The sequence below is a fragment of the Dyella sp. EPa41 genome (assembly GCF_016586165.1).
Classification (GTDB): domain Bacteria; phylum Pseudomonadota; class Gammaproteobacteria; order Xanthomonadales; family Rhodanobacteraceae; genus Dyella.
On sequence record NZ_BCPR01000032.1, the window covers coordinates 16,707 to 39,212 of the forward strand.

Below are 22,506 nucleotides of genomic sequence, written 5' to 3' on the forward strand. Positions count from 1 at the left end.
GCAACGGCGAAACTCAGTCCGCGAACCGTACCAGCACGGCATCCGCTTCGACGAAATCTCCCTGCGCCGCGCCGATGCGGGCGATGGTGCCGGCGCGCGGTGCCTTGAGCGCCAGTTCCATCTTCATCGCTTCCATCACCAGCAGTTCCTGGCCTTCTTCCACCGCGTCGCCCGTGTTGGCCTTCACCAGCACGATGCGGCCGGGCATGGGCGCTACCACCTGGTTGCCGCCGCCGCTTTCCTTCGACTGCCAGGCAAAGGCGGGCGCACGTTCGAACGCGTGGCGGTTGCCGTCGGCGTCGTGCACGGTGATGCGCGAGGCATCGACGCGCACCTGCACGCGCAGCGATTCACCATCGAAACGCGCGCTGAGCGCCGCGTCGTCGCGGCGAGCACCGCGGACCTCGGCGGTGTCTTCGCCATGGCGGAGACGATAGTCGCCATCGTGGCCGTAAGCCTCGACTTCATGGCGCTGGCCGTGCAGCGACAACGCGACGATGCGCTTGCCGGCGTGCCCGACGCGCCAGGCATCCGCGCGTGCCCAGGGCGAATGCGGATCGACGCCGTGGGCGGAGCCGGCAACGACGGCCTGTTCCTCGTCCATCAGCGCGGACACCGCCGCGGCGAAAAGCACGCGCGCATCCGGCGTGGCATCGCCAGCGAGGAATTCCGCGAGATGGCGATCGAGGTAGCCGGTGTCGATGCGTCCTTCGACCACCACCGGGTGACGGGACAGCCGTTCGAGGAAGGCAATGTTGGATTTCGGTCCGACGATTTCGCTGGCCATCAGCGCATCGCGCAGGCGCTGCAGGGCCTGTGGGCGATCCTGGTCCCACACGATCAGCTTGGCGATCATCGGGTCGTAGAAGATCGTCACGGTATCGCCTTCGATCACGCCGCCGTCGATGCGCACGTGGCGCGACGATGCGGGGAGGCGAAGCTTCAGCAACTTGCCGGAACCGGGCAGAAAATTCTGGTCGGGATCTTCCGCGTACAGGCGCACTTCGATCGCGTGCCCGCGTGCCTGGATCTGCTCCTGCGCGAGCGGAAGCGCCTCGCCCGCGGCGATGCGCAGCTGCCATTCGACGAGATCGAGGCCGAGCGTTTCCTCGGTGACCGGATGCTCCACCTGCAGGCGGGTGTTCATCTCCATGAAGAAGAACTCGCCGTCCTGCCCCACGATGAATTCCACCGTGCCCGCGCCGACGTAATCCACGGCCTTGGCGGCGGCGACGGCGGCGGCGCCCATCGCCGCGCGGCGCGCATCATCGAGGAAAGGCGAGGGCGTTTCCTCCAGCACCTTCTGGTAGCGGCGCTGCGCCGAGCACTCGCGCTCGTTGAGATGGATGACGTTGCCGTGCGTGTCGCCGAATACCTGGAATTCGATATGGCGCGGATGATCCACGTAGCGCTCCAGGATCACGCGCGTGTCGCCGAAGGCGCTGGCCGCTTCGCGCTGCGCGGAGGCAAGGGCTTCGGCGAAGTCCTTTTCGCCGCGCACGATGCGCATGCCCTTGCCGCCGCCGCCTGCGGCGGCCTTGATCATCAGCGGGAAGCCGGTGCGACGCGCCTGCTCGGCGAGCACGTCGGCCGACTGGTCCTCGCCGTGGTAACCCGGCACCAGCGGCACGTCGTGCCGTTCCATCAGCGCCTTGGCAGCCGCCTTTGAACCCATCGCATCGATGCTTTCCGGGCGCGGGCCGATGAAGGCGATGCCGGCGTCGGTGCATGCACGCGCGAACGCGGTGTTTTCGGAAAGAAAGCCGTAACCGGGATGGATGGCCTGCGCGCCGCTCTTGCGCGCCACCTCGAGGATGGCATCGCCGCGCAGGTACGACTCGGTAGGGCGCGGGCCGCCGATGGGCCATGCTTCGTCCGCCAGGCGCACGTGCTGCGCGCCGGCGTCGGCCTCCGAATACACCGCGATGGTGTGGATGCCCAGGCGCCGGCAGGTGCGGATCACGCGGCAGGCGATCTCGCCGCGGTTGGCAATGAGTACGCGCTGGAACATGCGGCTTCCGGGGTGGATGCGAAGCTGCCAAAACTAGCAGATTGGCGTGCCGTAGCCGATGCGCGGCGCAGCATGACAAGCCGCTTTTCCTGTGGGAGCGCACCCTGTGCGCGACTGCGGCGAGGCGTAATTCAGCAGGGGCTGTCCAAAGCTCGGCCACCGGGGTACTGACGGCACGCCGCGGTCGCGCACAGGGTGCGCTCCCACAGAAGGGGAGAGGTCGGAGAGAGGATGGCTTACTCGCCCTCCCAATACCCCACCGCGAGCTCCGCCTTGCTCACGTGGCGAAAACCTTGCGGCTTGCCGTCGGCGGCCGGTGGGTATTCGGCCATGATGCCGAATTTGCCGGTATCGGGGTATTCGCAGATTTCCGGGGATTGCTTGGTACTGACGGCGAGATAACGCATTTCGGTGTCGCCGGTGTTGATGATCTGGTGCGCCGCCTCCGGGCCGCCCGGTGGGCAGGCGATCACGTCGCCTGCGCGGATGGCGTGGCGTTCCTCGCCGATGCGCACTTCGCCGGTGCCTTCGAGGATGAAGAACATCTCCTCGTTCACGCGATGGCAATGCAGCGGAAAGGCGCGCTTGCCCGGCGGCACGGCGGTGATGTTGTAGCCGAGTTTCTGTGCGCCGATCTGCGTGGAGAAGCGGCCCATGCGTGCTTCAAAGCGCTCGGCGGTCTCGCCCGTCGGGCCCATGCCGGGCGGAAAGGGCTGCAGTTCGACGTCGGCGATGTTCATGATCGGGCGTGGCATGGCGGATGTCCTCGGGGTGGGATCGCCAGTATCCCCCCAACGCGTCGAGGTTGCCGGTGCGGGAAGCCACGGGCTCCCGCACGCTTCATTCAGGACGGTGGCAGACCGCTTCGACGTTGTGGCCATCGGGATCGAGTACGAAGGCGCCGTAGTAGTGCTCGTGATAATGCGGTCGCAGGCCCGGCGCGCCGTTGTCCTTGGCGCCCGCCGCGAGGGCGATGCGATGGAAGGCGTCCACCGAGGCGCGATCGGGTGCCGTGAAGGCGACATGCACGGGGCTTGCCGGATGACCGTTATGCGAGGTGCCGATCCAGAAGCTCGGCTTGCCATCGGAGCCGAAGCCCGCATGATCGCCATCGCCGGTCTGTTCGGACGTCACTTCCATCACCAGCGTGGCGCCCAGGGGTTCCAGCACCTTTCGGTAGAACTCGCGGCTGCGTTCGAAGCCGGAAACATGCAGGCCGATGTGGTCAAGCATGGCGTCACTCCTTATGGGCGATCGAAGCGCAAAGCCGGGTTCCTCTCAGCACCAGCGCGGCGCGCGCTTGCCAAGGAAGGCGCCGAGGCCCTCCTGGCCTTCGTCCGAAACACGCAGGCGTGCGATCAGCGCGGCATTGTCGCGATCGATGCGTTCGGCGTCTTCCTCGGTGGCGCCCGCCATGCGCAGGGCCAGCTGCTTGGCTTCGGCCTGGGCAGCCGGGCCGGCCTTGGCGAGCAGGGCGAGCGTGGCATGGACGGTTTCGTCCAACTGCTCGACGGGCACGCAACGATGCAGCAGGCCGATCGCCTGTGCGGTGGCGGCATCGAACAACTCGCCGGTGAGGAACAGGCGGCGCGCGTGGCGCAAGCCGATCGCATGGATGACGTAAGGCGAGATGACGGCGGGCACCAGTCCCAGCTTCACCTCGGTAAGACCGAAGCGCGCGCTGTCCACGCCAATGGCGATATCACAGCAGGCGATGAGCCCCACGCCGCCGCCGTAGGCCGCGCCATTGACGCGCGCGATGGTCGGCTTGGGAAGAAATTGCAGCGTGCGCATGAGGCTGGCGAGCCGCAGCGAGTCTTCGCGATTCTCCGCTTCGCCGGCCGAGGCCATGCCGCGCATCCAGTTGAGATCGGCGCCTGCCGAGAAGCTGGCGCCCTCGCCGCTGAGCACCACGGCGCGTACCGCCGCGTCCTTGCCCGCGGCGGCCAGCGCATCGGAGAGTTCCGCGATCAGCGCGTCGTCGAACGCGTTGTGCACCTGCGGGCGGTTCAGGGTGATGCGGCGGACACCGGCGTGGTCGGCGATAAGGATGTTGTCGGTCATGGGGCCTCCATCGAATGACAACATCTTAGGGCCGAACCGCTCCCGGCGTGATCACCGCGATCCGTCAGTCCTTCGCGGGAAGCACCAGGAATTCAGCGGCTTCCAACGCGGAGCCCTGCCAGTGGCCTGGAGCCACTTCGCGCCACCACGGCTGCACGCTTTCGACGCGCACCGGTTCGATCGCTTCGCCGAGTCGCGGCATCAACAGGCCTTCCGGTGCCTTGGCCAGCAGCACTTCCGCCGGTTCCGCCCACGGATGCATGGCGAGATTGAAGGTGCCCCAATGCACCGGCAGCAAGCGTCCGCTGCCAAGCTGGCGCCATGCGTCGATGGCGTTGTCGGGACCCAGGTGCACGCTGCCCCAGGACGGATGGAACGCGCCCACTTCGATCATCACCAGGTCAAACGGACCCAGTCGCCGGCCGATCTCGGCGAAGTGCGGCGAGAGCCCGGTGTCACCGCTGAAGAACACGGCATGCCGCTCGCCGCGCAACACGAAGGACGACCACAGCGTGGCATTGCGATCGCCCAGGCTGCGACCGGAAAAGTGGTGCGAGGGCGCGGCCGTGATGGTGAGCCCGCGCGGCAGCGCAACGTGCTCCCACCAGTCGAGTTCGGTAATGCGCTCCGGCGGCACGCCCCAGGCTTCCAGGTGCACGCCGACGCCGAGCGAGGTGATGAAGGGCACGCGCAGCTTCGCCAGTTCACGAATGCTCGGGTAATCCAGGTGATCGTAGTGATCATGCGAGATCAGCACCGCATCGAGCGGCGGCAGCGCGCGGATGTCCACCGGCACGGGCTGGAAACGCTTGGGCCCGAGGAAAGAGAAGGGCGAGGCGCGTTCGCCCCACACGGGATCGGTGAGGATGCGCACGCCATCGATTTCCAGCAGCACGGTGGAATGGCCGAGCCAGGTGGCGCGCAGGCCGGTTTCGACCGGACGCGTCCAGGCGTTGCGTGGATCGAGCGCGGGCAACGGCCGGGCCGGCGTGCGTCCCTCGCCGCGGAACACGAAATCGACCAGCGACGGCTGCTCGTCCGTTGCACGGGGCGTGCTGGCGGGATACGTATTGACGAAGCCGCCGCCGGCGTATTGCGCGGAAGCCTGCATGCGTTCAAGTCGGAGACCTGTCGCGTGTCGGGAAAACCAAGCCATCGAAAGACCTCGTCGAGCGGAGGGGAGCCGGAGTCCGGCCGGACCATACGTGCGGAGCACGCCATGTCCCGGTACTGCGGCGGGGATGGTTCTGCTATCGGGGCCGCGCGGGGCTTTCCCAAGGCGTCGCCGCCATTACCGTGTCGTTGGTTGGGTTTGGCCCGGGCGCAAGTCGCTGCGCCAGCAGCCTGGCCCCGGAATCCAGCGGCAACCGGCCGCGCTGCGTTCGGTGGGCGACTCGGATACAATGCGAACCATTCTTATTTGAATGGGTGGCCAGTGCGCCTGTCCGACTTGCCGAAAGGGGCTACTGCCGTGGTGGACCGAGTGGACGATGCTCATGCTTCCGACCCGATCGCGCAGCGCCTGCGCGACCTGGGGTTCGTGGCGGGGGAGCCGGTGCGCCTGGTGGCGGTCGGCCCCATGGGCGCCGACCCGCTGCTGATCCAGATCGGCTCGACGCGTTTCGCGCTGCGCCGCAATGAAGCGGCGCGCGTGTGGGTGAGCGTGGAGGCCGCGGCATGAGCGCGGGTACGCTGCGCATCGCCCTGGTGGGCAATCCCAATTGCGGCAAGACGGCGTTGTTCAACCAGCTCACCGGCGGTCGCCAGAAGGTGGCGAACTATGCCGGCGTCACCGTCGAGCGCAAGGAAGGCCGCTTCACCGCGCCTTCGGGCCGCGTGCTGCAGGTGCTGGACCTGCCCGGCACCTACAGTTTCGACGCTGCCAGCCCGGACGAGCAGATCACCCGCGACGTGCTGGAAGGCAACTACCCGGGCGAAACGGCGCCGGACCTCATCGTCTGCGTGGCCGACGCCACCAACCTGCGCCTGCACCTGCGCTTCGTGCTCGAAGTGAAGCGGCTGGGCAGGCCGATCGTGCTGGCGCTGAACATGATGGATGCCGCGCGTCGTCGCGGCGTGGTCATTGATGTGCCCGAGCTGTCGCGCCGCCTGGGCATGCCGGTGGTGGAAACGGTGGCGGTGAAGCGCGATGGCGTGAAGGCCCTGATCGCTCGCGTGGACGGCGAGATTCCCGACGCCGCGCCGGCCCAGCCGGACGACCCCGCCAGCCGTGCCGACCTGCATGCGCAGGTGCGCGAACTGCTCGCCGCCACGGTGACCATGCCGCGCGCCACCGCCGAGCTCGACGACGCGCTGGACCATTGGGCGCTGCATCCGGTGTTCGGCCTGGCGATCCTGTCGGTGGTGATGTTCCTGGTATTCCAGGCGGTGTACGCGGCCGGCAAGCCGATGACCGACCTGATCGGCGACGGCTTCGGCTGGCTGGGCGAGCACGCCACCGCGTGGATGCCGGCCGGTCCGCTGCAGAGCCTGATCGTCGATGGCGTGTTCGGTGGCCTCGGCACGGTGGTGGGCTTTTTGCCGGAAATCCTGGTGCTGTTCTTCTTCATCCTCGTGCTGGAGGAATCGGGCTACCTGCCGCGCGCGGCGTTTTTGCTCGATCGGCTGATGGTGTCGGTGGGGCTTACCGGGCGTTCCTTCATCCCGTTGCTGTCCAGCTTCGCCTGCGCCATTCCCGGCATCATGGGCACGCGCAGCATCACCGATCCGCGCGACCGCCTCGCCACCATCCTGGTCGCGCCGCTGATGACGTGTTCGGCGCGCCTGCCGGTGTATGCGTTGCTGATCGGCGCGTTCATTCCCACGCGCAAGGTGTTCGGCATCTTCAACATGCAGGGCCTGGTGCTGTTCGCGCTGTATGCCGCGGGCATCATCGGCGCGATGGCCGTGGCCTGGGTGATGAAGAAGCTGCGTCGCGATCGCAGCGAGCACGCGCTGCTGATGGAGCTGCCGTCCTATCGCCTGCCCAAGGTGCGCGACGTCGCGATCGGCCTGTGGGAGCGCGGCATGATCTTCCTCAGGCGCCTCACCGGCATCATCCTGGGGCTGACCATCCTGATGTGGTTCCTCTCCACCTTTCCGGCGGCGCCGCAGGGTGCGACGGGCCCGGCCATCGACTACAGCGCGGCGGGCTACATCGGGCGCGGCCTGCAATACGTCTTTGCGCCGCTGGGCTTCAACTGGCAGATCTGCGTATCGCTGATTCCGGCGTTCGCCGCGCGCGAAACGGCCGTCGCCGCGCTCGCCACGGTGTATGCGGTGGGCGGCGAGGGCACCGGCCTGGAGCAGGCGCTGGCCGCCAACTTTTCGCTGGCCAGCGCGCTGTCGCTGCTGGTGTGGTTCGCGTTCGCGCCGCAGTGCATGTCCACGCTCGCGGTGATCCGCCGCGAGACCAACAGCTGGCGCAACGTGGGCATCTCGTTCGGCTACATGTTCGCGGTGGCGTACGCGGCCTCGTTCCTCACCTACCAGATCACGAGCCTGCTCACATGAGTACCGGGCTGCTCGTCCAATACGTGATCGTCGGCGTGGTCGTGCTTTGCGGCGCGCTGATCAGCTTGCGCAAGCTGGCGCCGCAGCTCACCAGCCGCTGGCTAGCATCGCTCGCATTGCACTTCGACCGCGCGGATCGTTCCGCCTGGCAGCGCTCGCTGGGCCGTCGCCTGCAACCGAAGCAGGCCACCGGTCATTGCAGCGATGGCTGCAGCACCTGCGGTGCCTGCGGTCCCAAGCCGCCGGCCGCCGCGCACGCTGCGCAGCCGCTGGAGTTCCGCCCGCGCGCCAAGTGATCCGCAGGGCGCCGCATGGCGCCTGCGTTTGCCGTTGCGGCGGGGATCAGGCGTCGCCGGCCTGTTCGTAGCGCGCGAGATGGCGGCTGAAGATCGGCCAGAACGGCTGCGGCTGCCGTCCCGCCAGTCGATCGGCCAGCACGTCCAGGTGCGTATGCCAGCCGCCGCTGGTGGTTGCCATGTCGCCTGGCTGCAGACGGCTGTGGGTAACCACGAGGCGTACCTCGTCGCCCTGCGGCGTCAGCTCGAAGCGGACTTCGGAAGGCTGCGCCGGATTGCCCCAGGTAAAGCCGAGCAGTCGCGGCGGATCGCATGCGGTGACCTGGTGCTGCGATGTCACCCCATCCGCGTGATCCTTGAAGCGCGCCGGTGCCGGCACCGGCGTGCGCGACAGCTGGATGTGGTGGAAATGCAGCTCGAACCGGCTGCCCACGCCGAGCTCCATCGCGCCGCTGGACAGCCACTGGCCCCGCTTTTCCGACTCGGTCAGGTAGGCCCAGACGCGTTCGATCGGTCCGGGCAGCAGGCGTTCGAAGCGCAGCGTGTCCGGCGCCACGAGCTGGCGGGTCGGCTGCTGGTGCAGGTTTTCCTCGAGGTGGCCAAGGATCATGCCCCAGCCCTGCTGCGAGGCATCGGCCCAATCCGGCAGCACGTCCTCGTGGGTCAGCACGAGCTCGCAGCCTTTGCCGACCGGCGTGATGTCGATGGTCACGCGGGTGACGGCGGGATCGAATTTCGGCACGGCGAAGGTGAACACCAGGCGGCGCGGACGATCGATCTCAAGGTATTCACCGACATGCTCCACATCCTCGCCATCGCGACGGGTAAAGCTGAAACGTCCGCCGACGCGGGGATCGATGTCCACCTTGACCATCTCGCCGCCGTCGGTGGCGAACAGCCATCGTCCGGCGGTGGAGGGATCGAGCCAGGCGTCGAAGACGCGCTCGGCGCTGGCGTCGAAGCGGCGCGTGAGGCGAAGGGAGCGGAGGGCTGTGGCGTTCATCGCGGCTTACCTTGGCTTGGAAGTGGGGGCTGGGCGAGATCCTCGGCCTTGAGCAGGGCGTCGAGTGCATCGAGCCGGCGGTTCCAGAACTGCTCGTAGAAGCGCAGCCATTCGTCGGCGGCTGCGAGTGGCGTGGGGTCCAGCCGGCAGACATGGGTGCGGCCGCGCACGGCACGCCGTACGAGGCCTGCGCGTTCCAGCACCTTCACGTGCTTGGAAGCGGCGGCCAGCGACATGTCGAAGGGCGCGGCCAGTTCGCCGATGTTGCGGTCGCCCGCCGCCAGGCTGCGCAGCATGGCGCGCCGGGTGGGATCGGTGAGGGCCTGGAAGACGGCGTCGAGGGCGGGAGCGGAAGATTCAACCATAAGGTTGAATATCTGCCCATCATGGTGAATTGTCAACCTTTTGGTTAAGCGTTCTCAGGCAGGCCGCCGATCGGCAATGCGAAGCACGGCGCGCTGGCGCCACAGGTCCCAGCACCAGGGGACCATCGCCAGCGCCAGCAGGAACGGGAGGGTCACGTCCTGCTGCACCACGGTGCGCAGCAGCGGCACCAAGAGAAAGATCCCGACGCGGAACACGTTGGGCGATACCCAGTCGCCGGTCGCCGAACGGCGCCAGAACCGCCGCAGGGCGAGCCAGGCGGCCGGCACCAGCGGCAGCAGGAAGACCAGGCTGTCGGGCTGCCATAGCTTGATGGCCGCGCCGGTCGCGCAGAGCAACGGCACCATCAACAGGTTCAGCCAGGGCCAGCGCACCGGCACGTGCTCAGGATGGCCGTGCCAGGCATCCAGCGGCAGGTACAGCATCCACAGTGCCCAGAGCAGTCCCGGGGCGAGCGCAAGGCCCAGCAGCACGAACAACGGCGTGAGATCGAACGATGCGGCCTGCCCGGTGAGGTCGTTGCCGTTGGCCGGCGCGATGGCGATCAGCAGGCCGACGATCGCCGCGACCAGCAGCGCGCTCAGCCAGCGCGTCGCGCCAAGCGCCAGTCGCGCACGCGTCACGCCGCCCTGCGTGGCATCGAGCCAGAACTGGACGCGACGGCGGTCGAAAGAGGCGGGCAGGTCGTTGAACTGCCCCTGGCAGAGGCGGGTGAGGAACCGGGCGCGCCGATGCACGGCCGATGGCATGAATCCCGCCATGAGCACCGACGGCCACGAGAACGGCTGCGAGCTTTCGCCCAGCAGCGAGCGGATCTTCCTCACCGTGAAAGACTCGATGCCCACGCGGCGGCGCAGCGTTTCGTGATGCGCCCGCTGCAGTTCCCACGCCAGCTGCATGCGCCGCGAAAGACGCGCGAGCGACGCGGCGTCGATGCGCGACTGCACGCGATCGAGGTCGAAGAAGCCGAGCAGCGCCTCCTGGGCATCGACCGGCATCGGCGGCACTTCCTGGAACAGGCGTTCCACGCAGCGCCAGCCGGTTCTTGCCTTTGCCTGCAGCGACCACAGCGCCGGCTGCGTGCGCAGCCATGCCAGCAAGGCATCGGCGTCGCCCTTCATGGCGAGTGCAATCGCTTCCTGCGCGATCGCATCGACGGCTTCCTGCGAGAGCAGCGGCTCGATCAGCGCGTTCTGCGCGGTGTCCTGCCCGTCTTCCTGCAGCGTGACGGGCTGCAGCGTTACGGGGGCATCCTGCTCCAGCGGGAACGCGGGTGCCTGACCGCCCTGCGAGCGGCACTGCGCCAGCGCGCGCTGGTACATCGCGTGCAGTTGCTGGAAACCTTCCGGATCCTCGTCGGGGCGCGTCGCGCGCAATCGCTGCGCGTAGGCCCGCTTGAGCGCGCGCTCGTCGGCGTCGCCCGCCAGGCCGAACCATTCCAGCGGTGAACTCACAGCGACTTCTCCAGGAGATCCATCGCATCGCCGAACAGGCGGCGATGCTCGCGTATCTGCAATTCATCCTGGCTGTCCAGCACGCTGCGGAACTGCATGATCCATTGCTGCAGCTGCTGGCGTGCCGATACGTATTCTTCGTACAGGCGCTCCGCACGCGCCAGCACGGCGAGGTTCTCCTGCTTGTCGCGCGGATGGATCTTGATGGCGTCGAGCGCCGCGAGGCGCGCGCGGATCTCGGTGGGATCGAGCACGCCGGGGTTCTGTTCCAGCACCAGTTCGTGGCGCGCACCGGTGGCCTGCAAGGTGGCTTCCACCTGCAGCACGCCGTTGATGTCGTAGGTGAAGCGCACTTCCACCGCATTCTCGATGGCGGTGCGTCGCGCCGGCAGGGTGATGTTGAGCGAGCCGAGCTTGATGTTGCGCTCGACCATCGGGTTCTCGCCCTGGTAGACGTTGAGTTCCAGCTGCGTCTGGTGGTCCTGCACCGGCTGGAAGCTCTCCGCGCGGCTCACCGGCACGGTGCTGTTGCGGTGGATGATGGGCGCGAAGTATCCCTGCTGGCGGCCGCCGGCCTCGTCGCGCCGCGATACTTCGATGCCGAGTGTGTAGGGACACACGTCGGTGAGGATGATTTCGTCCAGCCGTGCGTCGCGCGCCTTCAGCCCCGACGCCACGCAGGCGCCGAGCGCGATCGCCTCGTCGGGGTTCACGTGCCGCAAGGGCAGGCGGCCGAACATGCGCGAGACCAGGCGCGCCACCAGCGGCATGCGGCTGGCGCCGCCGACCAGCACGATCTCGTCCAGTTGCGCGGGTTGCAGGTTGGCGTCGCGCATCGCGCGTTCCAGCGGCGCGCGCAGGCGGTGCACCAACGGTTCGCTCAGGCGCGCGAAGCGTTCCTCGTCGATATCCCAGGCGATGGCCTGTTCGCCATGCTGCCATTCGATGCTCGTGGCGCCACCGTTGCCCAGCTGGCGCTTGGCGACTTCCAGGCGACGGCGGAGCTGGCCGCGCTCCTGCGGCGACAGCTTGGCCTGGTCGATCTGCCGTTCGCTGCAGACGGCCATTTCCAGCACGTCGAGGAAATCCTCGCCACCGAGGAAGTTGTCGCCCGCGCTGGCATGCACTTCCACCACGCCTTCGAACATCTCCAGCACCGACACGTCGAAGGTGCCGCCGCCGAGATCGAACACGAGGAAGCGCGAACCATCGGGTTTTTCCTGCAGGCCGTAGGCCAGGGCGGCGGCGGTGGGTTCGTTGATCAACCGTTCCACGCGGATGCCCGCGAGCTCGCCCGCCGCGCGCGTGGCCTTGCGTTGCGCATCGGAGAAGTAGGCGGGAACGCTGATGACCGCCTCGGTCACCGTCTCGCCGCTGGCGGCCTCGGCGTCCGCGATCAAGGCGCGAAGGATCAGCGCCGACAGTTCCTCCGGGCGAAACACGTGCGGGCCCAGTCGTGTTTCGCGCGGCGTGCCCATCCAGCGCTTGAAGGTGGCCACGCTGGCGGTGGGATGGCTCACCATCCGGTCGCGCGCGGCCTGACCCACGATCACGTGTCCGGCGTCGTCCACGCTCACCGCGGAAGGCGTGAGGTAGCCGCCCAGGGCATTGGGAAAGAGCACGGGGCCGTGTTCCCCATAGGTGCCGATGAGCGAATGCGTGGTGCCGAGATCGATGCCGACGATCATCCCTGACAGTTCCCCCTGTAGGTACGGGCCCAGTGTACCCAAGGTTCCGTCGCCTACACCGCGAGACGACAACGCCGATAGAATCTGCCGGTCCCCAAGGAGCCGCCATGCACCCGACCACGCCCGTCGACCCCTCCCTGCCCGCCGATGACGCCACGGCGAAGCACCCGCTGCGCCACCCGGCGGGCCACGGCCTGCTGAACAACGAAGAGGTCGCGGCGCAGGACGAGCTGCAGCACGAGGCGGCCTTGCGCGATTCGACCTTGCGCGTTCCGCGCTGACGCCGTTACACCAGCTGCGTCTTCACGCCCTTGGCGTCCAGCGCCTGCACGTATTCGGCGGGCGCGGCGGTATCGCTGATCACCAGATCCAGGTCGCTGACCGGCGCGATGACCGACAGGCTGCGCTGGCCGAACTTGCTCGCATCCAGCACCGCGACGGTCTGGCGCGAGACGCGGATCATCAGCGCATTGAGCGAGGCTTCCAGCGGATCGGGCGTGGTCACGCCCACGTCCGGGTCCAGGCCGTCCACGCCCAGGAACAGGCGATCGGCGGACAGCCGTGACAGCGCCTGCTCGGCGTCGGGGCCGGCCAGCGAATAGGAGGTCTGGCGCAACAGGCCGCCGAGCATCATCACGCGCACCGACGGCAGCGCGGAAAGCTCCATCGCGATGTTCAGCGCGTTGGTGATCACCGTGAGCGAGGTCCACTTCTGCTGGCGGATCTGCCGCGCGATTTCCACCGTGGTGGAGCCGGAGTCGAGGATGATGGTGTCGCCGTCCTCGATCAGTCGCGCGGCGGCCTGGCCGATGCGGCGCTTCTGCGCGTGGTGGCGCGTTTCCTTGATGTTGAGCGGCGTGTCCAGCGTGGTGGACGCGGCGGGCAGGGCGCCGCCGTGCGAACGGCTGATGGCGCCCGCGCGATCAAGCGCCTCCAGGTCGGCGCGGATGGTGACGGCGGAAATGTCGAACAGTGCCACCAGCTCGTCCACCGTGACGCGGCCGTGCTGGTTCACCATCTCCACGATGCGACGGCGACGCTCTTCCACCAGCAGTTTGGGCGGTGGTGCAGCCTTGCGTCGGGTCGTCATGGGTCCATTCCTAGGAGACGGGCGGCGTTGTCGTGGTACAGCTTGCGCAGGATCTCGCGCGGCAGGCCGACGCCGTAGATCGACCAGCGCCCCTGCGGCGGTACGGCGGCAGGAGCGTAATCGAAATATTCGTCTTCTGTCTCCAGGAAGCGGTAGTAGATCTCGTAGAGCTCATCGCCCAGCAGCTGCTGGGGCACGTCGTTGCCATAGGGCGCGGGCACGGCGTCGGTACCGAACAGGATGCGGTCCTGGTAGCGCTCGAAGAAGCGGCGCGCCATGCGCGGCTGGCGCCCCAGTTCGCTGATGCGCGCGCTGATGTCCACGTGCACGTTGGGATGGCGGTCCATGCAGGCGGCGATGGCGGCGAGGTCTTCCGCCTGGTTGCCAACATGCATCAGCACGAAGGTGGTGCCCGGGTGGCGCGCGATCACTCGGTCGCGCGCCCTGAGCAGGTCGCGGTGGCTGGGGTATTCGGGGCCATAGAACGACCAGTCCGGATGTTTCGAAAGCTCTTCGTAGCGCTCGTTGGTGCTGTCGCCCGGCAGGAAGAAGGCCTCCGGGTCGGAGGTGTGGATGAACACCGGCATCCGCAGCGCCGCGCAGGTTTCCCACATGGGATCGAAGCGCGCATCGTCCACGCCCACCCGTTCGCCCTGGTCGATGCCTTCGCGCAGGTACAGGCCCAGCGTCTTCAGCAGCTTCAGCCCGGCGGCGCCGATGCGATGGGCGTGCTCGATCGCTTCGGCCTGCAGGCGCGGGTAGTCCGCTTCGGCGAACAGCGCGAACGACGGTTCCGTCATGGTGCGGAAGCGGCCGGGCGCCACGGCGTCGAAGCGGGCGATGGTTTCCTCCAGCCCGCGGCCGGTGCCGCCGGTGAGGTTGACCATGGTGCGGATGCCCTTGCGATCCATCAGCGGCAGCAGCTCGGCGGGGTCGGCGAAATAGCTCATCGCCTCGCCCAGCGACACGCCGCTGCGCGTTTCGCTCATCCAGCTCAGGTGGGTGTGCACGTCGATCACCGGAAAGGCCGGCTTCTCCACCCGCGTCACCGGCACGTGCAGCATGCTGCGCGGCTGGAAGTCGCTGAGCGGGAGCTGCTCGCCCCGCGGAGCGGCGGCGGTCTGCAGCGGATTCTTGCCGCTGCCGCCGGCCAGCATCGGCGGCGCGCAACAACCACAACCGGTGCGCGTGGTGGTGAGGGTGCGGCGGCGCTCGGGGTCGAGGCGCCGCCGGTCGCGTGGGGTCGCGCGCAACATCGTCACGTCCTGCGTCAGCGCGGGTAGCGCGCCATGATCTCGTGCGCCTGGCGCGTCAACGCCACCGCCTGGTCGAACGGACGCAGCCACATGTTGCGGCCGAACATCACGCCGCTGGCGCCGCTCTGCATGTAGAACTCCACCTTGCGCAGCACGGCCTCGTCGTCGTCGTTCTTCTCGCCGCCGGAGAACAGCACCATGGTGCGGCCGGCCGAGCGCACCACGCGTGCGCAGCGCGCGCCGGCGTCTTCCTGCAGCTTGTCGTACGGCGCGGGCACGCTGGCCACGCTGTCATTGGGCTCGTGCAGCTTCACGATGTCGGCCCCCAGTTCCAGCGCCACGCGCGCGGCGTAGTCCTGCGCATACAGCGTATTGGTGCCGCCCTTGGCGTTCACCGCGCTGCCGCGCGGGTACGACCACAGCACCAGCGGCATGCCGAAGCGCTCGCAATCCTGGCGCACCTTCTCGAACTGGCGGAACTCGTCGTGCTGGCGCGGCGAGCCCACGTACATGGTGTAGCCCACCGCATCGGCGCCCAGGCGCACCGCATCTTCCACGGACGCGAACAGCGGCGAGGTCGCTTCCGCATCGCTGGGGATATTGGTCTTGCCGTTGAGCTTGAGGATCAGCGGCACGCGGCCGCAGTACTCGGTCATGTACTTCTCGGCCAGGCCGATGCCCAGCGCGATGGCGGAAAAGCCGCCGGCCGCCGCGAGCTCGAACTGGTAGCCCGGATCGACGGCCGGCGGGTGGGGGAAAAAGTCGGTCGGGCCGTGTTCCAGGCCCTGGTCCAGCGGCAGCACCAACAGCGAACCGTTACGCGGGCCGCTGCCGTACAGCAGGCGCCACAGGCGGGTGCGCTTGCCATGCGAAAGGGGCAGCGAAGCCAGCTGGGTTGACGAAAACGAAGGTGCTTGCAAGTTGTGTTTCATTTCGAATACCGTGATATTGAGGTTTCGTTAGATTTCGTTTTACATCATATTTCATCAGATGACCATGCCTGTCAAACCCGCCGCGAGTGTCTCGATGTTGGATTCCCTGCAAGCCGCCCCTGTCGCCGAACAGCAGAGGCGTGGCTACACCGACACGCTGCGCGAGATCCTCCAGCAGCCCGTTACCTGGCGTGATACGGCCGCGCGGCTCGCCGATACCGGCACGCGCTCGATGCTGACCTCGCTGCTCGCCGCGCAGCCCGCGCACATCGTGCTGACCGGTTCGGGCAGCTCGGTCTACGTGGGCGAGTGCGTGGCGCCGGTACTGCAGGCGGCGCTGGGCATTCCCTGCATGGCGATTCCCGCCGGCACGCTGCTGACCTCGCGCCGCGGCGTGCTGCCGGGCGGGCGCGGCCTGCTGGTGTCGATCGCGCGCTCGGGCGACAGCCCGGAAAGCACCGGCGTGGTCGACCAGGTGCTGGCGGCGGAGCCCGGCTATGCGCACCTCGCCGTGACCTGCAATGCGCGGGGCAAGCTGGCGACGCGCTACCGCGACGAGCCGCGCATGCATGTGCTGCAGCTGGACGAGCGCACCAACGACCGCAGCCTGGTGATGACCAGCAGCTTCACCAATCTGCTGCTGGGTTGCAGCGGACTGCGCCATGGCGCTTCGAGCGAAGGCGACGTGCGGCTGGCCGATGCCGCCGCGGCCGTTGCCGCCCAGCTGTTCGCGCGCTACGGCGATGCGCTGGGGCATGCCGCGGAACAGGCCGTGCCGGCAGCCGTCTATCTCGGCAGCGGCGCGGCGCTGGGTGCGGCGCGCGAATCGGCATTGAAGATGCTGGAGATGTCCGGCGGTGCCGTGCGCGTGTTGTCCGAAACCTTCCTCGGCCTGCGCCATGGCCCGATGTCGTGGCTCGACGAGCACTGCCTCGTCGTCGCGTTCCTCTCGGGCGAGCCCGGCGTGCGCGGTTACGAATACGACCTGCTGCGCGAGCTCCAGCGCAAGGGCCTGGGCGGCGCGCGCGTGGTGGTCGGCGAATCGATACCCGCGGACGTGGTCGGCCCCGGCGGCATCGCCATCGAATTGCCGGGGCTCTACGCGCTGGAGGAAGCACAGCAGCAGATGATCCACGTCGTCGTGGGTCAATTGCTGGCGTTCTTCCGCTGCCTGGCGCTGGACCAGCGCCCCGACGCGCCCTCGCAGGGCGTGCTCACGCGCGTGGTGGAGTCCTTCGCCATCCACGCGGAGGGCGGCGCATGAAATCCGTGCTGGTCGCCGGCGAGATCAATGCCGACCTGGTGTTCACCGGGTGCAACGAACTGCCGGCGTTCGGTCGCGAAGTGCTGGTGGAGGGCTTCCGGCAAGGGCCGGGCAGCTCGTCGATGATCTGCGCGATGGGCTTGGCGAAGCTGGGCGACGGCGTGCTGTTTGCCGGTGTCGCCGGGCAGGACGGCTGGGGCGATTACTGCATCGACGCACTGCGCGGTGCGGGCATCGATACCCAGGCCGTGCGCCGCGATGCAACCCTGCGAACGGGCCTCACGGTGGCACTGTCGGCGGCGCATGACCGCGCGCTGGTGACTTATCCCGGCGCGATCGATGCCTTGCGTGCCGAAGACATCGGTGACGATCTGCTGGACCGGGCAGGTCACCTGCATGTGTCCTCGTATTACCTGCAGCGGAGCCTGCAATCCGGACTGGGCGCCTTGCTCGCCCGCGCCCGCGACCGTGGCGTCACCACCTCGCTCGATCCCGGTTTCGACCCGGCGCGGCACTGGGGTAGCGCGCTGCGCGAACTGCTGCCGTTGCTGGACGTGTTCCTGCCCAATGCCCTGGAAGCCTGCGCGATCAGCGGCGCAGCCGCGCCGCGACAGGCCTTGCGAAACTTCGCCAACGGCGTGACTCGCACGGTGATCAAGTGCGGCGCGGAGGGTGCCATCACGCTGGGTGACGATGGCGCTGTCCTCTCCGTGCCGGCGATCCGCGTCGATGCGGCCGACAGCACCGGCGCGGGCGATTCCTTCGATGCCGGCTTCCTGCATGCGTGGCGGCGCGGACTGCCACTGCATGAATGCCTGCGCTGGGGCGCCGCGTGCGGCGGCCTCTCCACGCGAGGCGTCGGCGGCACCGCCACGCAGGCGGACGAAGCCGAAGTACGGCGGCTGCTGGCGGGCACGCCATGATCACGGTCGCCGGGTTCAACACCGCGATCGATCATCTGTTCCTGCTCGATGCCCTGGTGCCCGGCGCCGTCCAGCGCGCTTCGCGCGCGGAGCTGTATCCCGGCGGCAAAGGCTTGCATGTGGCGCAGACCATCGCGGCGCTGGGCGAACGCGTGCAGCTGGTGGGGCTTACCGATGCCGCGCATCGCAACCTGATCGCCCGCCGCATGGCGGAGCGCGGCGTGCTGTTCCATGGCGTCGAGATCGACCAGCCGCTGCGCACCTGCATGGCGGTGCGTGAGCGCGAGGGGCGCTTCACCGAGTTGCTCAGCCCGGGGCCGGAGATATCCACGTCCACGCGCGAGCAGTTGCTGCGCACGTGGTGGCGTTGCGCCGAGGAGAGCGAGCTGCTGGTGATGTCGGGCAGCCTGCCACGCGGTTTTGGCCCCGATACCTATGCGCTGATGGTGCGACAGGCGACCGCGGCGGGCCTGCCCAGCCTGGTGGATGCCAGCGGCGAGGCCCTGCAGCACGCGGCCGATTCCGGCGCGCACCTGTTGAAACCCAATCGGGACGAAGCCTCCGGCCTCGCGAGTGGCCCGGTGCGCACGCTTCGCGACGCGGCCGGGGTGGCGCGCGCGCTGCATGTGCGTGGCATCGCGCAGCCGGTGGTGACGATGGGCGCGGAAGGCGCGGTGGCCTTCGATGGCCACCAGGCCTGGCATGCCTCGATCGCCCTGGCGCACAGCGCGAACACCGTGGGTTCGGGCGATTGCCTGCTGGCGGGCTTGGCGGTCGCGCTCAAGCGCGGCGAGCCGATGGACGTGGCGCTGCGCCTGGGCGTGGCCTGCGGCGCGGCGAACGCGCTGGACGAGGAAACCGGCTACGTGCGGCGGGAGTGCGTCGATGCGCTGCTGGGCCAGGTGCAGGTGCGAAGGCTGGAAGGCTGGGGCGACGGCGGATCAAACCAAGGCCGCGGCTGATCCGCGGCATATCGATGATTTTCGTGCTGCGGTGCAGGCAGCAGGCAACGCGACAAGCGAGGTGGATGGCATGAACGAAGTGCTTGGGGAAGGCCGCGACAGCGGCGTCATGCAGGGCAGGCGCGCACGGAAACTGTCGTCGCGTGCGCGCCTTGGCGTTGTCCTGGCATCCGCACTCGGCGTGGCTGCCGGGGTCGCATCAGCCGCACCGGCAGGCACGAGCTTCGGCAACGCCTCCATCGGCGTGCGCTGGAACCTCGCCGACGGCAAGCTCGCCGACATGGTCGTAAGCGACCGCATCAATACGCTGGACATCCCGGTCAGCCAGCCGTTCGTGCTCACCTATCGCGATGGCCGCAAGCTCGACACCACGCAGCTGAAGCTGTTGTCGGCGCCGAAGGAGGGCAGGCTCAAGGCCGACCCCAAGGCATCGCGCGAAGCGGAACGCGTGCCAGGCCGCGCCATCAGCGCCACCTTCGGCGACGCCGAAGGTCGCCTGCGCATCGAATGGCAGTGGGTGCAGCGCGAGGGTTCGGACTACCTGCGCGAGATCGTGACGGTCACCGCGCTCAAGCAGGACGAGGACATCGCCCGCGTCGACCTGCTGCAGGCGAAGGCCGAGAGCACCGAAGTGGTGGGCTCGGTCTCCGGTTCGCCGGTGGTGGCCGGTCCCGACTACTTCGGCTTCGAGCATCCGCTCTCCTCCAGCGAGGCGTGGGGCAACCGCGTCAAGCTGTGGATCGACCGTGGCCTGCCGCTGCCCAAGGGCCAGTCGGTGACCTATTCGGCGGTGGTGGGCGCCACGCACGGCAACCAGCTGCGTCGCGACTTCCTTGCCTACGTGGAACGCGAGCGCGCGCACCCGTACCGCACCTTCCTGCACTACAACTCCTGGTACGACATCGGCTACTTCACGCCGTACACCGAGGCGCAGGCGCTGGAGCGCATCCATGCGTTCGGCGAGGAGCTGTCGGTCAAGCGCGGCGTGAAGCTCGATTCGTTCCTGTTCGACGATGGCTGGGACGACCGCAGCGGCAGCTGGAACTTCAGCAAGGACTTCCCGCACGGCTTCGCCCCGTTGCGCGACGCCGCCGCGAAATACGGCGCGGCACCGGGCATGTGGCTGTCGCCATGGGGCGGCTACGGCGCGCCGAAGCAGGAGCGCGTCAAGAGCGGCCAGGCCAACGGCTATGAAATCATCGATGGCGGCCTCGCGCTTTCCGGCCCCAAGTACTACCAGCGCTTCCACGACGTGACGCTGGACCTGGTGCGCAACGACGGCGTCAACCAGTTCAAGTTCGATGGCACCGGCAATGCGGACAAGGTATTCCCCGGCAGCCGCTTCAGCAGCGACTTCGATGCCGCCATCGCGTTGATCGACGACCTGCGCAAGGCCAGGCCTGATCTCTACATCAACCTCACCACGGGCACATTGGCGTCGCCGTTCTGGCTGCGCTACGCCGATTCGATCTGGCGCGACGGCGAAGACGACTGGCATGCCGGCGTGGGCACCGAGCGCGAGCGCTGGATCACCTATCGCGACCGCGAGACGTACCGCAACATCGTGGTGAAAGGCCCGCTGTTTCCGCTCAATTCGCTGATGCTCCACGGCATCATCTATGCGAAGGAGAACAAGCGCCTCAACACCGACCCGGGACATGACTTCGCCAACGAGGTGCATTCGTACTTCGGTGCCGGCACGCAGCTGCAGGAGCTGTACATCACGCCGTCGCTGCTCAGCAGCGCCGACTGGGACATGCTGGCCGAGACGGCCAAGTGGTCGCGCGCCCATGCGCAGGTGTTGAAGGACACGCATTGGGTCGGCGGTGATCCGGGACGTCTGGACGTCTATGGCTGGGCCGCGTGGACGCCGGCCAAGGCGATCCTCACGCTGCGCAACCCCAGCGACCGTCCCCAACTGGCGGTGATCGACCTGGCCAGGCAGCTCGAATTGCCGCAAGGCGGTGTGCGCCGGTTCCAGGCCCGCAGCCCCTGGCAGGCGGATGCGTCGCAGCCACCGCGCGAACTGGACGCGGATCGGGCCCAGGCCATCGAGCTCGCGCCGTTCCAGGTGCTGACGCTGGAGCTGACGCCCAACCACTGAGCCACGCCGTCCGCCGGCGCGTGCCGCCGGCGGACCTGACACCCTGGGGAGGAAGCGATGTCCACCTTCGATCCGACGCGACGCCAACTGCTGAAAGCCGCTGCCTGGCTGCCGCTGGCATCGGCCTGCGGACGCCTGGCGTTCGCGGGCGATGTTTCTCCGCCGGGCGCCGCGCAGGTGTCGCTCGTCGTGCATCCGGAACGCCTGGGCCGCGTCGTCAGCGACTCGCTGGCCGGGTTCAGCTACGAGACCCAGCAGTTGGAGAACCCGGCATTCTTCTCCGCGGACAACCACGCGCTGGTGCGCCTGTTCCGCGATCTCAGCCCGCGCGGCGTACTGCGCATCGGCGGCAATAGCAGCGACTACACCGTGTGGACCGCGTATCGCGGTGAAGTGCCGGCGCAACGCACGCACAAGGGCGGACCGCAGCGACCGGTGCTGTTGAAGCCGGAAGCCTTGCACACCCTGGCTGGCTTCCTGCGCGCCACGGGCTGGAAGCTGGTGTTCGGCGTCAATCTCAAGATCGGCGTGCCGGCGATGGCGGTGGAGCTTGCGCAGGCGGTGCGGCAGATCGTCGGCGAGAACCTCATCGCCATCCAGATCGGCAACGAAGCGAACAACTACGAAGCGGACTACGGCGCGTTCGATCAGGCCTGGACACCTTATGCGAAGGCCATCCGCGATGCCGGCGTGCCCATTGCCGGCCCCGATACCGGCGCGAACACCGACTGGGTGATCGAATATGCCAAGCGGCATGCGGGCGAGAACGTCTTCCTCAGCCGCCACTACTACAAGGAGGCCGCGCCGCGCGGTTCCATCGCGGATCTGCTGGCGGGCGACGCCGGTTTCCATGCCGAGGTCGAGCAGGCCATGCAGGCCGCCGACATCAGCCATCGGCCGTTTCGCCTCACCGAAGCCAACTCGTACTACCTCGGCGGCCGCGACGGTGTCAGCAACGTGTTCGCCTCCGCGCTGTGGGGTGCCGACTTCATGCTCGCCATGGCGCAGCGCGGCGTGGCCGGCGTTCATTTCCATGGCGGCACGCTCGACTCGATCGAAGCGTCGCTCGGGCGTACGGCCGACGCCTCGGCGACGGCCACCGACCAGGCGGCACGCCGCGATGCGGTGACTTCGCGCTATTCGGCCATTGCCGGCGACGCCACGCTCGGCTTCCAGGCTCGCCCGCTGTACTACGGCATGCAATTGGCGCAGCAGTTCGCTGGCGCGCAGATGGTGGCTGCCGACCTCGATGCGGCCGGCGTCAACCTGACAGCGTACGCGGCAATGCGTGGGCACGCGCTTCTCATCGCCTTGATCAACAAGGACGCCGGTCGCGACGCCACGGTGTCGTTGAACGGCCTGCGCGCCCGCGGCGAGGGGCGGCTCATGCGGCTGCGCGCGCCGGCGCTCGACAGCCGCAGCGGCTTGGTTTTCGAGGAGGGCGCCGATGCGGCGCATGCGGGACGCGAGGTGACCGTCGATGCGCGCGGCCGCTGCAGCGTCGTGCTGCCCCGCGGCAGCGCGGCCTTGCTACGTCTGGATCGTTTTGTCTGAAGACCTTC

General features: G+C 68.2%; 21 protein-coding genes. 9 read left to right on the forward strand and 12 right to left on the reverse strand.

Annotated features, from left to right (window positions below; genetic code table 11):
- Positions 1 to 13: 13 nt before the first annotated feature.
- The 5 genes from JMF82_RS11830 to JMF82_RS11850 all read right to left on the reverse strand — a co-directional run bounded on the left by JMF82_RS11830 (position 14) and on the right by JMF82_RS11850 (position 5,186).
- The gene (locus tag JMF82_RS11830; RefSeq protein ID WP_201314783.1) at positions 14 to 2,011 is read right to left on the reverse strand and encodes a biotin carboxylase N-terminal domain-containing protein; all 1,998 of its coding nucleotides are present in this window, start codon (positions 2,009 to 2,011) and stop codon (positions 14 to 16) included.
- A 236-nt stretch (positions 2,012 to 2,247) separates the two neighbouring features.
- Positions 2,248 to 2,766, reverse strand: coding sequence for a cupin domain-containing protein (locus JMF82_RS11835; protein WP_201314784.1), 519 nt, complete (start codon positions 2,764 to 2,766; stop codon positions 2,248 to 2,250).
- Between the two features lie 85 nt (positions 2,767 to 2,851).
- A complete protein-coding gene (locus JMF82_RS11840) occupies positions 2,852 to 3,244 on the reverse strand; it encodes a VOC family protein (RefSeq protein ID WP_201314785.1) in 393 nt (130 codons plus the stop codon).
- 45 nt (positions 3,245 to 3,289) lie between these two features.
- Positions 3,290 to 4,075 (reverse strand): enoyl-CoA hydratase-related protein, encoded by a 786-nt coding sequence (locus JMF82_RS11845; protein WP_201314786.1) that lies wholly within the window; start codon positions 4,073 to 4,075, stop codon positions 3,290 to 3,292.
- A 64-nt stretch (positions 4,076 to 4,139) separates the two neighbouring features.
- A complete protein-coding gene (locus JMF82_RS11850; protein ID WP_201314787.1) occupies positions 4,140 to 5,186 on the reverse strand; it encodes an MBL fold metallo-hydrolase in 1,047 nt (348 codons plus the stop codon).
- Positions 5,187 to 5,510: 324 nt separating this feature from the next.
- Between JMF82_RS11850 and JMF82_RS11855 the strand changes: the two genes are divergently transcribed.
- Genes JMF82_RS11855 through JMF82_RS11865 form a run of 3 tightly spaced genes read left to right on the forward strand, consistent with a single transcriptional unit; the run spans position 5,511 to position 7,884 of the window.
- Positions 5,511 to 5,756, forward strand: a complete 246-nt coding sequence (locus tag JMF82_RS11855; RefSeq protein WP_201314788.1) for a FeoA family protein — start codon at positions 5,511 to 5,513, stop codon at positions 5,754 to 5,756.
- Positions 5,753 to 7,588 carry a ferrous iron transporter B gene (locus JMF82_RS11860; protein ID WP_201314789.1) on the forward strand — a complete coding sequence of 612 codons (1,836 nt, stop codon included), beginning with the start codon at positions 5,753 to 5,755 and terminating at the stop codon, positions 7,586 to 7,588. The genes JMF82_RS11855 and JMF82_RS11860 overlap by 4 nt, the downstream gene beginning before the upstream one ends.
- Positions 7,585 to 7,884, forward strand: a complete 300-nt coding sequence (locus tag JMF82_RS11865; RefSeq protein ID WP_201314790.1) for a DUF6587 family protein — start codon at positions 7,585 to 7,587, stop codon at positions 7,882 to 7,884. Before JMF82_RS11860 ends, JMF82_RS11865 begins: the two co-directional genes overlap by 4 nt.
- Positions 7,885 to 7,930: 46 nt before the next feature.
- On the opposite strand, the gene JMF82_RS11870 is transcribed toward JMF82_RS11865, so the two are convergent.
- From JMF82_RS11870 to JMF82_RS11885, 4 genes are read right to left on the reverse strand one after another with little or no spacing between them, the layout of a single operon-like run.
- On the reverse strand, positions 7,931 to 8,887 hold the full coding sequence (locus tag JMF82_RS11870; protein WP_201314791.1) for an SRPBCC domain-containing protein: 957 nt from the start codon (positions 8,885 to 8,887) through the stop codon (positions 7,931 to 7,933).
- A complete protein-coding gene (locus tag JMF82_RS11875; protein WP_201314792.1) occupies positions 8,884 to 9,252 on the reverse strand; it encodes a metalloregulator ArsR/SmtB family transcription factor in 369 nt (122 codons plus the stop codon). The genes JMF82_RS11870 and JMF82_RS11875 overlap by 4 nt, the downstream gene beginning before the upstream one ends.
- Before the next feature lie 54 nt (positions 9,253 to 9,306).
- A complete protein-coding gene (locus JMF82_RS11880) occupies positions 9,307 to 10,725 on the reverse strand; it encodes a hypothetical protein (RefSeq protein WP_201314793.1) in 1,419 nt (472 codons plus the stop codon).
- Positions 10,722 to 12,413, reverse strand: coding sequence for a molecular chaperone HscC (locus JMF82_RS11885; protein WP_201314794.1), 1,692 nt, complete (start codon positions 12,411 to 12,413; stop codon positions 10,722 to 10,724). The genes JMF82_RS11880 and JMF82_RS11885 overlap by 4 nt, the downstream gene beginning before the upstream one ends.
- 107 nt (positions 12,414 to 12,520) lie before the next feature.
- Here JMF82_RS11885 and JMF82_RS11890 point away from each other — a divergent pair, with 107 nt between their 5' ends.
- The gene (locus tag JMF82_RS11890) at positions 12,521 to 12,694 is read left to right on the forward strand and encodes a hypothetical protein (RefSeq protein WP_201314795.1); all 174 of its coding nucleotides are present in this window, start codon (positions 12,521 to 12,523) and stop codon (positions 12,692 to 12,694) included.
- Between the two features lie 5 nt (positions 12,695 to 12,699).
- Here the strand turns inward: JMF82_RS11890 and agaR are convergent, their stop codons facing one another.
- Genes agaR through JMF82_RS11905 form a run of 3 tightly spaced genes read right to left on the reverse strand, consistent with a single transcriptional unit; the run spans position 12,700 to position 15,691 of the window.
- The gene (agaR, locus tag JMF82_RS11895; RefSeq protein WP_201314796.1) at positions 12,700 to 13,503 is read right to left on the reverse strand and encodes a transcriptional repressor AgaR; all 804 of its coding nucleotides are present in this window, start codon (positions 13,501 to 13,503) and stop codon (positions 12,700 to 12,702) included.
- Positions 13,500 to 14,759, reverse strand: coding sequence for an amidohydrolase family protein (locus JMF82_RS11900; RefSeq protein WP_236585436.1), 1,260 nt, complete (start codon positions 14,757 to 14,759; stop codon positions 13,500 to 13,502). Before JMF82_RS11900 ends, agaR begins: the two co-directional genes overlap by 4 nt.
- A 14-nt stretch (positions 14,760 to 14,773) precedes the next feature.
- The gene (locus JMF82_RS11905; protein WP_201314797.1) at positions 14,774 to 15,691 is read right to left on the reverse strand and encodes a fructose-bisphosphate aldolase; all 918 of its coding nucleotides are present in this window, start codon (positions 15,689 to 15,691) and stop codon (positions 14,774 to 14,776) included.
- A 94-nt stretch (positions 15,692 to 15,785) separates the two neighbouring features.
- On the opposite strand from JMF82_RS11905, the gene JMF82_RS11910 reads away from it, so the two are divergent.
- The 5 genes from JMF82_RS11910 (at position 15,786) to JMF82_RS11930 (ending at position 22,498) form a co-directional block, all read left to right on the forward strand.
- Positions 15,786 to 16,955: a tagatose-6-phosphate ketose isomerase gene (locus JMF82_RS11910; protein WP_236585437.1), complete on the forward strand. Its 1,170-nt coding sequence runs from the start codon at positions 15,786 to 15,788 to the stop codon at positions 16,953 to 16,955.
- Positions 16,952 to 17,878 (forward strand): carbohydrate kinase family protein, encoded by a 927-nt coding sequence (locus JMF82_RS11915; protein WP_201314799.1) that lies wholly within the window; start codon positions 16,952 to 16,954, stop codon positions 17,876 to 17,878. The genes JMF82_RS11910 and JMF82_RS11915 overlap by 4 nt, the downstream gene beginning before the upstream one ends.
- Entirely contained in the window at positions 17,875 to 18,840 is a 966-nt protein-coding gene (locus JMF82_RS11920; protein ID WP_201314800.1) for a 1-phosphofructokinase family hexose kinase, read from the forward strand. Before JMF82_RS11915 ends, JMF82_RS11920 begins: the two co-directional genes overlap by 4 nt.
- 70 nt (positions 18,841 to 18,910) lie before the next feature.
- A complete protein-coding gene (locus tag JMF82_RS11925) occupies positions 18,911 to 20,944 on the forward strand; it encodes an enterotoxin (RefSeq protein WP_236585438.1) in 2,034 nt (677 codons plus the stop codon).
- A gap of 57 nt (positions 20,945 to 21,001) precedes the next feature.
- Positions 21,002 to 22,498, forward strand: coding sequence for a glycosyl hydrolase family 79 C-terminal domain-containing protein (locus JMF82_RS11930; RefSeq protein ID WP_201314801.1), 1,497 nt, complete (start codon positions 21,002 to 21,004; stop codon positions 22,496 to 22,498).
- Positions 22,499 to 22,506 lie beyond the last annotated feature (8 nt).

Excerpts from the sequence above, each read along its gene's own strand:
- JMF82_RS11830 (WP_201314783.1), bottom strand. The coding sequence starts at position 2,011 with ATGTTCCAGCGCGTACTCATTGCCAACCGCGGCGAGATCGCCTGCCGC.
- JMF82_RS11835 (WP_201314784.1), bottom strand. The coding sequence starts at position 2,766 with ATGCCACGCCCGATCATGAACATCGCCGACGTCGAACTGCAGCCCTTT.
- JMF82_RS11840 (WP_201314785.1), bottom strand. The coding sequence starts at position 3,244 with ATGCTTGACCACATCGGCCTGCATGTTTCCGGCTTCGAACGCAGCCGC.
- JMF82_RS11845 (WP_201314786.1), bottom strand. The coding sequence starts at position 4,075 with ATGACCGACAACATCCTTATCGCCGACCACGCCGGTGTCCGCCGCATC.
- JMF82_RS11850 (WP_201314787.1), bottom strand. The coding sequence starts at position 5,186 with ATGCAGGCTTCCGCGCAATACGCCGGCGGCGGCTTCGTCAATACGTAT.
- JMF82_RS11860 (WP_201314789.1), top strand. The coding sequence starts at position 5,753 with ATGAGCGCGGGTACGCTGCGCATCGCCCTGGTGGGCAATCCCAATTGC.
- JMF82_RS11865 (WP_201314790.1), top strand. The coding sequence starts at position 7,585 with ATGAGTACCGGGCTGCTCGTCCAATACGTGATCGTCGGCGTGGTCGTG.
- JMF82_RS11870 (WP_201314791.1), bottom strand. The coding sequence starts at position 8,887 with ATGAACGCCACAGCCCTCCGCTCCCTTCGCCTCACGCGCCGCTTCGAC.
- JMF82_RS11875 (WP_201314792.1), bottom strand. The coding sequence starts at position 9,252 with ATGGTTGAATCTTCCGCTCCCGCCCTCGACGCCGTCTTCCAGGCCCTC.
- JMF82_RS11885 (WP_201314794.1), bottom strand. The coding sequence starts at position 12,413 with ATGATCGTCGGCATCGATCTCGGCACCACGCATTCGCTCATCGGCACC.
- JMF82_RS11890 (WP_201314795.1), top strand. The coding sequence starts at position 12,521 with ATGCACCCGACCACGCCCGTCGACCCCTCCCTGCCCGCCGATGACGCC.
- agaR (WP_201314796.1), bottom strand. The coding sequence starts at position 13,503 with ATGACGACCCGACGCAAGGCTGCACCACCGCCCAAACTGCTGGTGGAA.
- JMF82_RS11900 (WP_236585436.1), bottom strand. The coding sequence starts at position 14,759 with ATGTTGCGCGCGACCCCACGCGACCGGCGGCGCCTCGACCCCGAGCGC.
- JMF82_RS11905 (WP_201314797.1), bottom strand. The coding sequence starts at position 15,691 with ATGAAACACAACTTGCAAGCACCTTCGTTTTCGTCAACCCAGCTGGCT.
- JMF82_RS11910 (WP_236585437.1), top strand. The coding sequence starts at position 15,786 with ATGTTGGATTCCCTGCAAGCCGCCCCTGTCGCCGAACAGCAGAGGCGT.
- JMF82_RS11915 (WP_201314799.1), top strand. The coding sequence starts at position 16,952 with ATGAAATCCGTGCTGGTCGCCGGCGAGATCAATGCCGACCTGGTGTTC.
- JMF82_RS11920 (WP_201314800.1), top strand. The coding sequence starts at position 17,875 with ATGATCACGGTCGCCGGGTTCAACACCGCGATCGATCATCTGTTCCTG.
- JMF82_RS11925 (WP_236585438.1), top strand. The coding sequence starts at position 18,911 with ATGAACGAAGTGCTTGGGGAAGGCCGCGACAGCGGCGTCATGCAGGGC.
- JMF82_RS11930 (WP_201314801.1), top strand. The coding sequence starts at position 21,002 with ATGTCCACCTTCGATCCGACGCGACGCCAACTGCTGAAAGCCGCTGCC.